Origin of the sequence: Streptomyces sp. NPDC059695, assembly GCF_042733785.1 — a bacterium.
GTDB lineage: Bacteria > Actinomycetota > Actinomycetes > Streptomycetales > Streptomycetaceae > Streptomyces.
In genome coordinates, this window is record NZ_JBHWFF010000003.1 from 35,176 (window position 1) to 49,524 (window position 14,349).

Here is a 14,349-nt window from a genome sequence, read left to right on the forward strand (position 1 = left end):
CTGCGACGATGCCCCCTGATTCCCGAGCGGAGGACGTTTGTTCGTTTTCGTGTGCGTGCGGTGCGGCGCCGAGCTGACCGCCCCGTTGTCCCAGGTCGTCCTGCCGGCCCACGCTCATCAGCAGTACGGGAACGGGCTGCAGCTCCCCGTGCTCATGGCATCGGGGACGTTCGCCGTGGAACATGAGCCCTGGGGCCCGCCGTGGCGAAGGTGGGAGGAGATCGACGCGGACGAGGCGGCTGCCCGCGGCATCTACGCACCGGTCCACGCCCTGTCCGAAGGCGCGCCCGGCGCGGTCGTCATCGCACCGGGAGACACCCGGGGCACAGTGCTGATCCCGGAGAGGCGCGGCCGTGCCTGCTGTGGCTTCGCCCACGGAGACGGCCCCAACATGGCCTGCGCCGCATGCGGTCTTCCCGTGGCGACCAGGATCGACGACTGCTCGCTCTGGCAGGCCGTGTGGCTCGCCCCCGGCTCCGTGCGCCGCCTTCCCGTCGAAGGCGCCGACGCCGGCCTGTCGTCCTGGGCTGACCTGCTCGCCGAGGGGGCGGGCGTGCCCCCGTCCGAGCCGATCGCCCCGTGGGGAGAGCCGTTCCGGGCGAACGACCGGTGGCACTGGAGCCCCCAGTGGGTGGCGGCAGCCGGGCAGGCGCTCGCCCACCTCCTGGTGGCCTCGCAGGGGCAGGCGGTAGCCGTTCAGGAGGGTTTGACCGCCACGATGTTCCAACGCGCCCTCGACACCTGGCTGCCGGCCGGCCGGCCGACGCGGCGCGCCGTCCTGGCCGGACCCGGACAGCCGGCCCGCAACGCTGACGCAGACATCCTCCTCGTACCGTCCCACCCGCAGACCGGAAAGGCATGGACCCCGGCCGCTCCGGCGTCCTTGGTCCCGTTGCCGTTCGGGGTGTGGCTCCGGCTGGTCTTCCCCGAGCCTGAGGTGCCCGTCCCCGCATCGGGACCGCTACCCGACGGCGTCCTTCGCGACGAACCGCCCACGCCGAGCGTCCATGACGTGTTCCTGTTCGACACGGACGTCTTCCGCCGAACCCTGATCAGGCTGCCGGCCGTCCGCACGCCGTGGCTACGCGAGATCGCCGAGAGGCTGACGTAGAAGATGCGCACCGGCCTTCTCTGGCGGGCGGACAGGGAGATCAGCACCGATCGAACAGCGGAGGACAGCGGTGCCTCTCCAAGCGGTGAACGTCTGCAGTCCGTTCTCACGTTCTGGCCCAGGTGCTGTGGCGCGGCCACGCCGAGTGGGAGGATCAGCCAGCGGTTGACCGATCCCGATGGCGAGAACGCGCCCTGGATCAGCCCCCCGCCTCGGCTGCAGACCTCGTGCTGAGGAACTGCTTCGCTGCCGCAACCGCTTCCCCGTTGAGTTCCTCGACGGAGACTCCCCAGCTCTCTTCCCAGCTGTCCAGGTGGTGCGCGCACTGCACAAGGGGTTCCAGCGCTTCGGGACAGCCGAGGTCATAGGCGATGTCTGCCCAGATGAGGTGAGTGCCGGCGGCGGGATCCAGGGTTCCGTCGGCGATCTGGCCGGCGATCCAGTAGGCCATGGCCCACTTGGCGGCCCGGGGGTCCGCGGGCGGGTGGAAGAGCAGTCCGAGTTCCTCGAGTACGTGGTCGAAGAGCTCTGGCGCTTCGGGCTCTTCGCTCCGGAGGAGTCCGGCCAGCATGGCGAGGGACGGGCTCTCGACCCCCGCCATCAGTGCGTCCAGGCCTGCCTGAATGAGCCGGTCCGACCCGACATGCCTGCCGAATGCCCTCTCACGCGCGATGTGTCTGAGCTGATCGAGGGCGTCGTCGCTGGTCATCGAAGTCTTCTCCGTCGGCATCCGGGAGGGGAAGGTTGACACATCCGCCGACGCCGCTGCCATCGAGTTCCTCCCGTCGGTGATCAGGACATGAGGACGCGCTTCCCCAGGCGGACGAGACCTGCCCGGCCGAACATCTGGCGTTTGAACATCTTGATCCGGTTGACGTGTTCTTCCATGACGCCTGAACTCCCGGGCAGAGTAGGGCTGGCGGTGAAGGCGTCGCGGTCCCGGTCGACGCCCGCGGCGAGGCTGTGGAGGCGGGGCAGTGCGCCCTGCCGGACGGCGTCGAGCTGGAGTTGCTCGGTCTCGGTGATGCCTCCGCACGGCGGAGAATCCACCCGGTGACGGTCCGGAGCCCGTGCAATCAGCCACGACAGACCGGGCGCCGCTGGCAGGATGGTCGAGAGCGCAAGGAGGCTGTCGTGACCGATCCGCCGGCCATGGACGACAAGGGCCCCAAGGTGCCGCCGACCTACCCGCCCCGCACCCCGCCGCCCCAGAAGAAGCCCGCCGAGGCGCCCAGGCCGAAGCCGTCCACCACCCTCGTCACCAGCTCGCTGCCGCTCCCGGGCCCCCAACAGGCCTGCCTGGAGGTCCGTCGGCCGCGGATGGCCATCAAGGACCGGCGTGCCGCCAACTGGGCCCTCACCACCTACCCGTGGACTGCGGCCCACGCCGTCCGGAGAGTCACTGAGACCGTCCGCTCGTGGGGATACGCCCACCCGGAGGGTGACGTACTCGCGCAGACCGTGTGTCTCCTCGTCGACGCGGCCACCGTCGACGAAGGGCGGCGGATCAGCGTCCACCTCGCCGACCAGGACGGCATGCTCCTCGTCGTCGTCCTCAGCCACACCCGCACCGGAGCCGACGACACGGTCCTGTCCGACCTGGCTGCCGTGCCGGGCACGGCAGCCTGCGGCACCGACACGTCTGACGAAGGGCGACGGGTGTGGGCCGTGTTGTCCACCGAACGCCCCCGCACCTACACCGCAGCGCCCGCGCGGTGACGAAGGAGCACAGCATGTCCCAGGGATTCGACTACGCGATGTTCTACGCCCGAGGCGGGAGAGAGGCCGTCGAGAAGGCGCTGGCCCTGCTCGCCCGCCGCCTCACGTGGGCGGAGCTCATCCACGAAGAGAACATCGCCATCCTGGCCATGGAGTGCGCGAGGAGCACACTGCTGGCCCGCCTCGACCAGACCGAAACCGAGGCAGCGAAGCGTCGCGTGTACTTCGAGGGTCTCGCGGCAACCGACTCCGTGCCGTCCGCCGCGCTGAGGTCTCTGGCGGCGCGGCTCGACGAGCTTGAGGCCGAGGTGGCGGAGCTACAGGCGGAGGTGGAGGTCCGGGACGCCGAGATCGAGTCTGTCGCTTCGGCGTCCCTCAGCAGGTTCCACGAAGACCCGGCGTCAGGGAACGTGCCCCTGCGCTAGCCTCGGGTACATACCCGACCAGCGAGGGGGACCGCCGTGGCGCACCTGATCTTTGACGAGGACGAGGTGCAGCAGCTGCGCGACTCGGCCCGTGACCACGCGGCGGCCGGCGAGGGCATGATCGCGTACGTTCTCGAGCGGCTCGCCGCAGAAGGCATCGACCTGTCGAAGGCCACTCCGTACGAGGACATCCAGGCCCGCCACGGTCTCGGCGACACCGACGCCGCCCATGCGGCCGGCGCCGCCTGAGATGGCACCGAAGCACGGCCCCTGGCGCGCCCACGTCGTCCTGCACGACGTCGCCGAACGGCAGATCGAGGCGATGAACGACGAGGACCGTGAGGTCCTCGACAAGGCGATCGTCCGCCTTTCCCTCGATCACCGGATTGGCACCCGAGCGGAAGGCAGGCTCGAATGGGAGTACCGGGCGGACCGCCTCCGGATCCTGTACATCCCCACGGTGGTCGGCACGATCATCCTCGTCGCGTACGTAGAGGTGGACTGACCAGCCTGTCGACGAACATTCCTGCGGCTCCACGTGTTCAACGGGTGGCTGGCGGGAGCGCTGCTGGTCACATGTGTGTGGAGGGTCGTGTACCTGACGGCACCGGCAGTGCTGAGGCGCGTGGCGGCGGCCAGGGTGGTGAAGGACGTCGGTCGGGCCCGTGACCGGCGGGTTGGCGACGCTCTCCCACGTGAGGGACAAGATGCTGTCGGCGTTGTGGCAGAACCCGAGTGCGTCCCCGATCTGATGCGCGGCGACGGACTGCTGGAAGCCGAGCTTGCTCTCGCCGAGGGCCGGATCTCGCTGTCGTCGGCCGCCGACTAGCTGCGGCCTTCCGCTTCTCCGCGTACGCACGACGCGGCCCGCCCGGCTGCCGGGCTGGTACACGAGGCGGCGAAGGAAGCGGTCACAGGGGTGAGACCGGTCGGCGTCGCGCAGGCGAGCGCGGACAGGCAGCGCTGTGGGGTCATGGGCGGCGAGGTCCCCATGCGGCAGGCGCGTGGAAGGGCAGACGGGCCGGTCCCGGCGATGAACGCGGGACCGGCAGGGTGTCACTCCGAGCGGAGAGCGGTCAGCGGCGGCGTCAACGGCGCCCGCGGGGAGCTCGTGTGGAGGGCGTCAGCGCAGGCGCAGGGTCACTTCGGCGACGTTCTGGTCGTCGAAGGTGACACTGAACGTCTCCCGTGTACCGGATCCGCAGGCCTCGAACTCCCGGGTCCGGCCCGCGGCCGGGTCGATACGGACCACGGCGCACTTGCCGTCCATGCTGGTGTCGTCGACCCAGCCGTAGACCTTCACGTCGCCCATGTCGCAGGCGAGCGTCCATTGGGCGTGGGCGCCGTTGATCCGGGGAGAGCGGCTGGAGGGACAACGGTCCGCATTCGCTGTCGCGCCGGTGGCGACGACGAGACCGGCGGCGAGGACGCAACTGAAGGCTGCGGCTGCCAGGGCCTTGGGAAACTTGAGCATGGGACTCTCCTTGCAGAGGCTGCGGTTTAGGCGAGCGAGAAGGCCGGTGGCAGCACCGCGCAGCTCGTTCTCGATCACGGGCATAGGCATATCGGCCCCGGCGCGGAGTTCCCCCGGGATCAGACGCGTCGTCAGTCGTCCGGGGGAGCGGATTCACCGGACGAATCGATCCATCACCCGCCGCGCGCTCGCGGCTGTACGGGTACACGATGAGAGAAGGGCCCGCCCGGGAAGCCGTCGCACGTTGCACCGGGCGGGCGCAGTGCCGTCCTGAGTTCGGATCTGGCGGCGCCCGATTACGGGAGCCATGAGGGATCAGGTCGCGGGACTGACCGAAGAAGTCCCAGCGGCGCCGCTCAGTGACCTTCCGCCACATCATCGCCCAGTGGAGGCGAACCCGTGACGGGGCCAGTGCTCCCGGGGACCTTCGACTACCTTGACCTTCCTACAGCTGGTCCCTCATGTCCGCTGTTTGCGGATGATGCGTCTCGCTGCCGTCCTTCATGTTCGTCGCGCGGGATCGGGGGTCCTGGGTCGTGTGTCGAAAGTGGATCTTGGGTTGTGGATGATCACGGTCCATGGGCAGGGAGAGTTCACGGACGAGCAACGGACGAGCAGTGGGCGATGCTGGAACCACTGCTGCCGAATGGTGCGAGGGCAGGTCGGTCACCGGTCTGGCCCCGGCGGCGGTTGTTCGCCGCCATACGGTTGAGGGTCCGGGCCGGTGCGCCGTGGCGGGACGTGCCTGTCGCGTACGGACCGTGGGGCCGGATCTACGACCTGTTCCGCCGAGGGCAGCGGAACGGCACCTGGCACCGGACACTCACCCGGCTGCAGTCCCTGGCCGACGCGGAAGGTGCCATCACGTGGGACCTGAGCGTCGACCCTACGGTCTGCCGTGCCCATCAGCACGCGGCCGGGCCCGCGAGCAGGCCAGAAGCCGATGCCTCTGTCGATCGTCATCACGGCCGGGCAACGCGGCGACTCGCCGCAGTTCGAACCCGTACGGGAGAAAGTGCGTGTGCCCCGCATCGGGCCGGGCCGGCTATGGGTCCGCCCGGACCGGGCCCGTGCGGACAAGGCGTACGCCTCCCGCAGGAACCGCGCATACCTGTGTCGGCCGCGGGATTCGCTACACCATCCCTAACAAGGCCGACCAGGCGCGCAAACCGCCGAAGGCTCGGATCCCGCGGTGGCCGATCCGGCCGACTACTGCGAGCGCCATGCGGTCGAGTGCGGGGTCAACCGCCTCAAGAGGAACCACGCCGTCGCCACGCCCTACGACAAGTACGCCGTCCGCTAGGAGGTGAGTGTCCTGGTCGCGGCGATCAGCGAGTGGCTGTAGTCCTTCACTGCAAAGACATTGGGGTCCATGGCAACGCCTCCCGCCACCCCTGTCGATCGTGAGCCCAGTCCATCATCACCTTGGCGGTCGACTCTTCCGGGCCGAACACTTCATGGAGCCTTGGAACGTGGGCCTGGTAGTGCTTGTCCGCACTGCCTTCGCGGTACTCGACCTGGTAGCTGAGGTCGTCGTTCAGGTACACCTGAATGTAGTGCTGATCCACGGGCTCCAGATCGCGTCTATGCAGGATCACAAACCGGTGCGACAGGTTCATCTCGGAGAGCAGGTCGTGCAGAGCCTCCTGGGTCGGATCGTCCACGGTACGACCGCCCGCTTCAACTACACGCAGCACTGGCTTCAGCATGCACGCGACTGTACCGACTCACAGGACTCCACTGCCCAGCAGTGCACTTCCACAACAGACCCTGCCGGCAAGAAGCCGGGCCGTCCGCGCACCTGGTCCCGTCGGCAGTTGATCGACGGCGTACGGTGGCGGACCCGGACCGGTGCGCCGTGGCGAGACCTCCCGGAGCGCTATGGCCCGTGGGATCGAGCCTACGACCTGTTTCGACGCTGGCAGCGCGATGGCGCCTGGAAGCGGATCCTGGAACAGTTGCAGGTCCAGGCCGACGCAGAGGGCCTGACCACATGGGATGTGAGCGTGGACTCGACGATTGCTCACGCGCACCAGCACGCCGCTGGCGCGCGTAAAAGGGGGGACCTCCAGAGGAAGCCTCCCGGAGGCGTCGACACCGAGCCCGGCGACCACGGCGTCGGGCGTTCGCGTGGCGGACTGACCACCAAACTGGACCTGGCGGTCGAGCAGGGACAGGAGCCGCTGTCCCTGCTCGTCGCAGCCGGCCAGCGGCACGACAGCCCGGAGTTCCAACCCGTCCTCGAACGCATACGCGTCCCGCGCACCGGGCCGGGACGGCCACGGACCAAACCGGACAAAGTCCGGGCCGACACGGCCTACGGCTCCCGCGCCAACCGCTCCTACCTGCGCAGACGCAGGATCGAGTGCACCAGCCCGGAGAAGGCCGGCCAGGTCCGCAACGGCAAGAAGCTCGGCTCTCGGGGCGGCCGTCCACCAGCCTTCGACAAAGAGGACTACAAGGAGCGCCACACAGTGGAGTGCGGGAGCAACCGCCTGAAACGGCGCCGGGCGGTGGCCACGAGATACGACAAGCTGGCCGTGTGCTACGAGGCCACCGTGCTGGTCGCAGCCATCAACGAGTGGTTCTGACCGACGCAGTGCCTGCCAGTCCCGCTCACCAGTTCCGGCCGGCGATGAGCGCCTCTCCGTCTACGTTCGTGAACCCGTATACCGACGCGACGAACCAGAACTCATCGCCGATCCACTCACGCGCGACCGTCTCGATCTCACTTCCAGCAGCCTCGAACTCGGCTTCCAGCAGGTTGAACTCCTCCGTTGCGGCCCGGGTGAGCGCATACAGGGCCTGCAGATCCGACGGCTGCTCGGCCTCGATCTGCTCGCACAGTCGCAGCAGAATCGCCTTGCCCTGATCTACAACGTGATCGGGGAAGTACGAGTCCTCGTACATCTCGCGCAGAAACGCGTGCTCTGCCACCTGCAGGTTCGTGATCGGCACGGCCCCTACCCCCATCCCTTCAGATGAACTGACGCGCCGATCATGTATGACGCCACTGACACGATGGCGCCCATGACTGCTAGGCGATCTGTGACCAGAACTCCCACAACAGGCCCTAGTCGCCGCAGCCCTGATGATTGGCACTGATCACAGCCATCCTCCGATCGTGGCGACGAGGGCGGTGGATTCGAAGCGGACGGCGGGTTTGTCGAATCGGGTGGCGACCGACCTGTGCCTCTTGAGCCGGTGATCCCGCACTCGACCGTACGGCGCTCACCGTAGTCGACCGTGTCGACATACGGCGGCGACTGCCGCGGGTGCCGAGTCTTCGGCGGTTCCGCGCTGGGTCGGCCTTGTCCGGGATGGTGCAGGGGATCGTGCGGCGGCGCAGGTAGGAGCGGTTCTTGCAGGAGGCGTACGCTATGTCGGCCCGCACCCGATAGGGGCGGGCGCGTCACCGGCCCGGCCCGAGGCGGGGCACGTGGACCGCTGCCCGCACAGGTTCGAACTGCGGCGACTACCCGCGCTGCCCGGCCGTGACCACGATCGACATAGCCTTCTGACCCTGCCCCACTGCCAGGTGGAGCCTGGTGGTGAGGCCGCCTCGCGACCGTCCCAGCCCGTGATCACGGGGCTCGCTGAAGATGCCGCGGTGAGTTTCCGGTGCCAGGTGCCGTTTCGCTGCGATCGGCGGAACAGTTCTTTCGAGACCCGTTCCCACGGTCCGGTGTTACTCCGCGGGAACGTCCCGTCATGTAACACCGGTCCGGACCCGGAACCGTATGCCGTCGATCAACCGCCGCCGGCCCAGCGGCACGGACCACCGTTCATCGTCGGGCGACTTCACCTACCGTCCGGAGGCACTCAACCTTCACTCGCCTTGGCCAAGGCCCTTCTCGTCAGACCGTCTTGATGCCGCCGCCTTCGACGAAGTAGTCGGCGCCGGTCACGCTTGCCGCACGGTCTGAGGCGAGAAATGCGACGATGGCGGCGACCTCGTCGGCTTCGACCATGCGGCCGGTGGTCATGCCCATCGACGCGGGCACAGCGGCCACGAAGTCGCGGTGCCCGACGCCGTTCGCCTGCGCCAGGCGCGCGCCGAAGCCGTCCGCGTCCTCCCACATACCCGTCCGCGTCGGCCCGGGAGAGACGGTGTTCACGCGCACGCCCTGAGGGCCGAACTCCTCGGACAGCGCCTTGGAGAACGCGTTGAGACCAGCCTTCGCGACGCCGTACTCGATCGGGCCCGTGCCGGGCAGGCGGGCGCTCATCGACGAGATGTTCACCACGGAACCGCGTCGCTCCAGGAGGCTGGGCAGCAGCCGGCGAGTGACCCGGACCGTGCCGAACAGGTTGACCTCGAAGCTCTGCGCCCACAGTGCATCGTCGGTCGCGAGGAATCCGTTGAGGTTGAACGCGTCACCGCCGCCCAGATTGTTGACCAGGATGTCCACTCCGCCCAGTTCCGCGAGCGCCCGCGTCCCCAGTTCCTCGGCGCCTTCCGCCGTGCTCAGATCGACCGAGACCGGGTGGGCGCCGGCCTCCGTCAACTCAGCCGTGATCGTACGGGCCGCGCCGACCACGCGCACTCCCTCGGCGACCAGCTGCCGTGTGATCGCGAGGCCCACGCCTCGGCTGGCTCCGGTGACGACTGCGGTCTTCCCGGCGATGCCGAGCTCCATGGCAGACTCCTTGAAGGTATTGGAATTACAGGTACAAAATTAGGCCGCGAAAAGGCGCGGCACCCATTCGTGATGCCGAACTACAACGACACCATCGCCGCGTCCACGATCCGCCTCAACTGCGACGCATCCTCCGCGGTCTTCGCCAGTACGCGCATGCCGATCACCGTCGCGAGCAACCAGGAGGCCACGGCAGCCGCGTCACGCTCACCGGAGATCTCGCCGGTACGCTGCCCGTCCTCGATGGCCGCCCGGAACGCGCCCTCGGTGCGCGCGAACATCTTGCGAACCGTGTCGGCCGTTCCGGGGTCCGAGGTGGCCAATTCGGCAGCGGTGTTGACCGCCATGCAGCCGCGCCGGTCGGGGTCGTTCAAGTCAAGCTCGACCAACGCCTCCAGTGCCCCCCGCAGTCGATCCTTTGCCGAGCCGGGATGGTCGAGAAGCGCCTCCAGCCAAGCGGCCTGCGAGTCGCGATAGCGCGCAAGCGCCCGTTCGAACAATGCGTGCTTGCTTCCGAAGGCGTTGTACAGGCTCCCTTTGCCGATGCCGATCTCGTCCACGAGATCCTGCGGTGTCGTCGCCGCGTACCCCTTGCGCCAGAACACGCCCATCGCGCGCTCCACCGCCACGTCCGGATCGAACTGCTTCGGTCTGCCCATCGCGCCACCGTAGCACCATTTTTGACCTTGAGGTCAAGTAAAAGGTGCGGCCAAGGGCTGGGGGAGCCGCAGCGGTTCGCCCGTGCGTCACCCGGGCCGCCATCGGTCACCTCGTTCGCGCGGGCCCGCTGACCCACCTCGGCGGCGAGCCCGCCTGCCCCGACGTCCACCCCGGCCTCTGGCGAAGGCCGTGTCAGACCGCGCTCCTCCTGCGAGGTCGGCCGCCCCTGCCGACCGCTGCGCCGTCGCCGACCGTCCGGAAGTGCTGTTCACCGAGGTGCCCGCCTCGGTGTCCGGCTCGCGGCCGACCCCGGAGCCCGTTATGAAGGACGCGACCTCGCCGTCCGGGCCTACCGCCGCACCTGACCGCCCGCGAGGGGAGGACGCTCCTCACCCTGGACCGGACTCCGAATCCCGCGACCCGCCACCCGCTGTTACGCCGCACCGACTCGACTGCCCACCTCCCAGCATGCCTGCGTGCTCTGACCGGCGGGCCTCCACGCCCCCGGACCCAACTCGGGCGTCAGGGAATTCCACCGGGCCGCGCCGGGCCTGTTCAGCCCCGCCGGCCCAGATCTGCACCGAACCGCGAGAACACTCCGGAGGAGCGTCTACCTCTCCCCGCCCGTGGTGTGTCCGGGCACGGGGCAGGCTTCGAGTGGATCGCCTGCACGTTTCCGTGCGGGCCGGCCGAACCGCGCCAACCGGTTATGTGCCCGCGGTCCTGACCGCCGTCGGCGCCGAGTCGTCCGCCGGACCTCTGCTTCCGCAGCTCGCTGAAGTCTCTCCCCGGCTTCCCGCCCACGGACCCAATGTCACGGAGGAGAGGTCAGAACCGAGCGTGCTGCTCAGGCACAGTCGCGGAGGAAAGGCGCTCGCCAGGAGCAGCACGCATGAGGCCCGGATCCACAGGATCCGGGCCTCATGCCATTTCAGTAGCGGGGACAGGATTTGAACCTGCGACCTCTGGGTTATGAGCCCAGCGAGCTACCGAGCTGCTCCACCCCGCGTCGGTAGGTACAACCATACGCCACCTACGACGCCTGCAAGACCATGCCGCCGATCGGCTATCAGGGCAGATACCAGCGGGTTCGCGCCTATTTCCGGGAGAAGCGGCTCTCGTCAGGCTCCGTCACGGCTCGGCCACCGTCACCCCGGGTCATCGCCGGATGGATCCTCCACGGCCGGAGACCCTCGCCGAGGCGGAGCACCTTCGGCGCAAGGCCGTCCTGGTCCACTGCCCTGAACTGGACGCCCTCACCGGCCACGTCCGCTCCTTCGGGCTGGTGCTCACCGAGCGCCAGGACGAACGGCTGCCGCAGCGGCTCGATGCCGTCAGGCCAGACAACCTCCCCGACCGCCGTACTCGCGCCGCAGGCATCGACCCTGGCCGCGATGCAGTCGTCGCCGGCCTGACCCTGGCCTGGAACCCCGGGGTCGTCGAAGGCCGCGTCAACCGGATCAAGATGCGCAAGCGCCAAATGTTCGGCCGGGCAGGTCTCCCGCCGCTGCGGAAGCGGGTGCTGCTGGCCTGAGCCGATTGGCAGACTGCGGCTGCTCTAGGAGCCCGAAGCCGCGGCCTGGCTCCGTTCAAGGTAGCTGTCGCTGGGGCACCCGACATCGGGGTCTCCAGTCGGACACAGCACAGGATCCTCTTCGTCGCCGAAGAGGTAGACGTCCACCTCGCAGTCGCCGGCGGAGAAGATCAGCGACACCACGGTGCCGCGTGTGGCGCTTTCGTCAGCGGCATTGAACTGGCTCGATTCAGTGGGGGCAAAGAACGCCCATCGGCCAGACGACAACACCGAAGGCTCCTTGCAGTCTGATGCGACAGGCAACCAGTCGAAGTGCTCGGCGGCGAACGTGTGGTCCTCCTGAAATACCAGGGAGGTGCCCTCCTCGCTGGTCCATCGCCCCTCCACCTGATCCGCTGAGATCTTTGCGGCATGGACCGCTGCAGCCCCGCCGCAGGACACCGTCAGCGCTACCACAGCTGCAACCAAGGCGTTCGAGCGCCACAACTGTTGCCCCACGCCAACACCTTTCCGCATGCCCGGGCAGCTGTCCCCATCATACGAATCTCAGCCCTATTTGAACGCGCTCAAAATCGTACAGCGGTCCGCCGCCCGGGCGCAGCTGGTGAAGCCAGAGAACCGCAGTGCTCGGCTGTCAGAGCGAGCCCTCCGACCCAACACCCACGTGGCCCGTCACGGAAAGTGAGCCAGAACCCGAGATCCGGCGGCACTTTCAGCACACCGTTCGGAATGATTTAGATGACAGGATGGTGCGACCGCTGGATGTTCGCCAACAGGGACGGGATGCACATCAGAAGTGACTGCCTGGCCCGCGAGAACGAGCCCGTGGCCCGAAACGGACGACGCCTGCGGCGCGAGCGAGTCATGTTGCTCGGTGACCTCGCCCGTCGCTCCGGACTGTCGATGTTTGGCGTTCCGGCCCGCCGCCTCCGGACGCGACGTGCGACTCCAGGTACATGCGCACGCTCCCGCTGTGCTTGGAGCCGGGAGGGAGCGCACCGTCGCAGCCCATCGGTGCGCACACCGCCGGCACGGGCAAGCTGCGGACCGGACCGCTCCCGGACCCGTGGGTCCCTCCGGAGGCGACTTCGTCCGTTCTTTGAGTGACTTCCCACATCAGCACGTGTGCCTGAGCGACCGCGTGGTGGTGCACAGGGTCACCACCACGCCACAGGTGTGACAGTTCGGGCCCACCGTGGCCAAGGGCGGCCCCTCAGCCACGAGTAGGCGCCGCCGTAGAAGAAGAGACAGACAGAGGAAGGGCGAATGCGCCGAGAGAACCCCGTCACCGAAGACCGGCACGAGGTGCTGCGCGTCATCACCGAGCGCACGCGTGACGGCAGCCGTCCCGGCGAACGCAGCGACGCCCTGCGGGTGGCCCTGGTCATCGAAGGTGGCGGCATGCGCGGGACCATCTCCGCTGGTATGGCCCTCGCCCTGCACGAGGCGGGCGTCGCTGACGCGTTCGACGCCGTGTACGGTGCCTCGGCGGGAGCGATCACAGGAGCCTGGCTGCTCAGCGGCACCCCGGAGAAGCTGACCGGCTGGGCTGAACCCGCCTATGCGAAGGCGATGATCCGCCCCGCCAACTTCTGGCGCGGACGCCCTGTTGTGGACGTCCGCAACCTGGTCGAGCACCTCTACTGCGAGGTGGCCCCCATGGACTTCGACGCCGTTCTGGCCCACCCCGTCGAGTACCACCCGCTCGCCACCGACGCCCACACCGGCACCTCCACCGATCTGCGCCCTCTGCTGACGGGTCCGGTCGAACTGCGCCTCGCCCTGCGTGCGAGCGCGGCGCTGCCCTTCCTCGCGGGCCCGCCGGTCGAACTGGGCGGAAGACGCTTCTACGACGCAGGCCTCGCCGAGTCCATTCCCTACCGCACGGCGCTCGCCCAGGGGGCGACCCATGTCCTGGTCCTGCGCTCCCGCACGGCGCCGAGTGCCGGTGCGCCCGCCGGTGATGGTGTGGTGCGTCCGTCGTACGGTGCGCGCCTCGTAGCGGCGACCGCCCTGCGCGGCTACCCCAAGGCCCTGCACGAGACCTACTTCGCCCGTCCCCGCCGTCTACTGGAGGACGACGCCTTTCTCGCGCGCCAGGACGCTTCCGTGCTCTCGGTACGTCCTGCGCTCGACTCGCCTCAGGTCGGACGACTCACGAGGGATGGCAAGAGCCTCCGTGCGGCCCTGGAAGCGGGCCGCGACGCGGTCGGACGCCTGCTTGAGTGATGCCGCGGTGGCGGGTGCGAGCGGAGGCCTCTCCGCGGCCGAGGGGTGGTGGCCGGCGGCGTGATGCGGTCCGCCGCCGACTGTGCGGCATCCAGAGGGTGCCGTCCACGACTCTTCTCCCGCGCATGACGCCACGGCCGGCCCTTCCGTGCGGGGCGGCGGCCACCGGGTGCTGTGCCTGCAGGCACGGTCAGTCCAGCATGCTGCCGTGACTGAAGACGAGCACAGCGGCAAGGAACCGTGTTCATTCCTGACATGTGTGATGGAAGCGGCTCGGCTGCTGGGAGTCGGAGGGGTCGCCATGCTGCCGTACGGCCAGGCCCGCCAACTCGTCCATGCGGTACGCAAGCCTCTGCACGAACGCTCGTGTCTGCCTGATGAGTTCTTCGCCGCGTTCAGCCATTCGAGTGACGCACGATCTTCCTCCTGGTGGTGCGTCGTCCCGATCTCCTGACGTCCCATCAGAAGAAGGGGACGCCATGGGGAAGCGGGACCGGCGCCGGAAGCGGCAGCAGGGCAAGCAGGCGCCAGCCCTGAATCGGCAGGCGCCTGCAGGC

General features: G+C 68.6%; 17 protein-coding genes, 1 tRNA gene and 1 pseudogene. 10 read left to right on the plus strand and 9 right to left on the minus strand.

From position 1 onward, the window contains the following. Positions 1 to 37: 37 nt before the first annotated feature. On the plus strand, positions 38 to 1,111 hold the full coding sequence (locus tag ACFV2S_RS05355) for a hypothetical protein (protein WP_385554445.1): 1,074 nt from the start codon (positions 38 to 40) through the stop codon (positions 1,109 to 1,111). Positions 1,112 to 1,310: 199 nt separating this feature from the next. Here ACFV2S_RS05355 and ACFV2S_RS05360 read toward each other — a convergent pair whose 3' ends face one another. Further along, entirely contained in the window at positions 1,311 to 1,820 is a 510-nt protein-coding gene (locus ACFV2S_RS05360) for a hypothetical protein (protein WP_385554447.1), read from the minus strand. A gap of 83 nt (positions 1,821 to 1,903) precedes the next feature. Then, positions 1,904 to 2,161 carry a hypothetical protein gene (locus ACFV2S_RS05365; protein WP_385554449.1) on the minus strand — a complete coding sequence of 86 codons (258 nt, stop codon included), beginning with the start codon at positions 2,159 to 2,161 and terminating at the stop codon, positions 1,904 to 1,906. An 84-nt stretch (positions 2,162 to 2,245) separates the two neighbouring features. Here ACFV2S_RS05365 and ACFV2S_RS05370 point away from each other — a divergent pair, with 84 nt between their 5' ends. From ACFV2S_RS05370 to ACFV2S_RS05385, 4 genes are read left to right on the plus strand one after another with little or no spacing between them, the layout of a single operon-like run. Then, the gene (locus ACFV2S_RS05370) at positions 2,246 to 2,830 is read left to right on the plus strand and encodes a hypothetical protein (protein ID WP_385554450.1); all 585 of its coding nucleotides are present in this window, start codon (positions 2,246 to 2,248) and stop codon (positions 2,828 to 2,830) included. Positions 2,831 to 2,844: 14 nt separating this feature from the next. Beyond that, the gene (locus ACFV2S_RS05375; protein ID WP_385554452.1) at positions 2,845 to 3,255 is read left to right on the plus strand and encodes a hypothetical protein; all 411 of its coding nucleotides are present in this window, start codon (positions 2,845 to 2,847) and stop codon (positions 3,253 to 3,255) included. Positions 3,256 to 3,291: 36 nt separating this feature from the next. After that, a complete protein-coding gene (locus ACFV2S_RS05380) occupies positions 3,292 to 3,504 on the plus strand; it encodes a hypothetical protein (RefSeq protein WP_383791612.1) in 213 nt (70 codons plus the stop codon). Between the two features lies 1 nt (position 3,505). Continuing rightward, positions 3,506 to 3,760, plus strand: coding sequence for a hypothetical protein (locus ACFV2S_RS05385; RefSeq protein ID WP_383791615.1), 255 nt, complete (start codon positions 3,506 to 3,508; stop codon positions 3,758 to 3,760). 618 nt (positions 3,761 to 4,378) lie between these two features. Here ACFV2S_RS05385 and ACFV2S_RS05390 read toward each other — a convergent pair. Then, positions 4,379 to 4,729 carry a hypothetical protein gene (locus tag ACFV2S_RS05390; protein ID WP_385554454.1) on the minus strand — a complete coding sequence of 117 codons (351 nt, stop codon included), beginning with the start codon at positions 4,727 to 4,729 and terminating at the stop codon, positions 4,379 to 4,381. 624 nt (positions 4,730 to 5,353) lie between these two features. Here ACFV2S_RS05390 and ACFV2S_RS05395 point away from each other — a divergent pair. Then, a pseudogene (locus tag ACFV2S_RS05395) lies at positions 5,354 to 6,032 on the plus strand (IS5 family transposase). Positions 6,033 to 6,078: 46 nt separating this feature from the next. Here the strand turns inward: ACFV2S_RS05395 and ACFV2S_RS05400 are convergent. After that, positions 6,079 to 6,438 carry a hypothetical protein gene (locus ACFV2S_RS05400; protein WP_385554456.1) on the minus strand — a complete coding sequence of 120 codons (360 nt, stop codon included), beginning with the start codon at positions 6,436 to 6,438 and terminating at the stop codon, positions 6,079 to 6,081. Between ACFV2S_RS05400 and ACFV2S_RS05405 the strand changes: the two genes are divergently transcribed. Next, entirely contained in the window at positions 6,385 to 7,320 is a 936-nt protein-coding gene (locus ACFV2S_RS05405; RefSeq protein WP_385554854.1) for an IS5 family transposase, read from the plus strand. The two genes, ACFV2S_RS05400 and ACFV2S_RS05405, sit on opposite strands and share 54 nt — an antisense overlap. Positions 7,321 to 7,345: 25 nt before the next feature. Here ACFV2S_RS05405 and ACFV2S_RS05410 read toward each other — a convergent pair whose 3' ends face one another. From ACFV2S_RS05410 to ACFV2S_RS05425, 4 genes are all read right to left on the minus strand, one after another. Next, a complete protein-coding gene (locus ACFV2S_RS05410; protein ID WP_385554458.1) occupies positions 7,346 to 7,687 on the minus strand; it encodes a DUF5713 family protein in 342 nt (113 codons plus the stop codon). An 899-nt stretch (positions 7,688 to 8,586) separates the two neighbouring features. Beyond that, positions 8,587 to 9,369: an oxidoreductase gene (locus ACFV2S_RS05415; RefSeq protein WP_385554460.1), complete on the minus strand. Its 783-nt coding sequence runs from the start codon at positions 9,367 to 9,369 to the stop codon at positions 8,587 to 8,589. A gap of 80 nt (positions 9,370 to 9,449) precedes the next feature. Further along, positions 9,450 to 10,028 (minus strand): TetR/AcrR family transcriptional regulator, encoded by a 579-nt coding sequence (locus ACFV2S_RS05420; protein ID WP_385554462.1) that lies wholly within the window; start codon positions 10,026 to 10,028, stop codon positions 9,450 to 9,452. 936 nt (positions 10,029 to 10,964) lie between these two features. Further along, positions 10,965 to 11,038, minus strand: a tRNA-Met gene (locus ACFV2S_RS05425). 159 nt (positions 11,039 to 11,197) lie between these two features. Between ACFV2S_RS05425 and ACFV2S_RS05430 the strand changes: the two genes are divergently transcribed. Further along, positions 11,198 to 11,563: a hypothetical protein gene (locus ACFV2S_RS05430; protein ID WP_385554872.1), complete on the plus strand. Its 366-nt coding sequence runs from the start codon at positions 11,198 to 11,200 to the stop codon at positions 11,561 to 11,563. 24 nt (positions 11,564 to 11,587) lie between these two features. Here ACFV2S_RS05430 and ACFV2S_RS05435 read toward each other — a convergent pair whose 3' ends face one another. After that, positions 11,588 to 12,061, minus strand: coding sequence for a hypothetical protein (locus ACFV2S_RS05435; RefSeq protein ID WP_385554464.1), 474 nt, complete (start codon positions 12,059 to 12,061; stop codon positions 11,588 to 11,590). Positions 12,062 to 12,829: 768 nt separating this feature from the next. Between ACFV2S_RS05435 and ACFV2S_RS05440 the strand changes: the two genes are divergently transcribed. Further along, positions 12,830 to 13,792 (plus strand): patatin family protein, encoded by a 963-nt coding sequence (locus ACFV2S_RS05440; RefSeq protein ID WP_385554465.1) that lies wholly within the window; start codon positions 12,830 to 12,832, stop codon positions 13,790 to 13,792. Positions 13,793 to 14,000: 208 nt separating this feature from the next. Beyond that, positions 14,001 to 14,246 (plus strand): hypothetical protein, encoded by a 246-nt coding sequence (locus ACFV2S_RS05445; protein WP_385554466.1) that lies wholly within the window; start codon positions 14,001 to 14,003, stop codon positions 14,244 to 14,246. Positions 14,247 to 14,349: the final 103 nt, after the last annotated feature.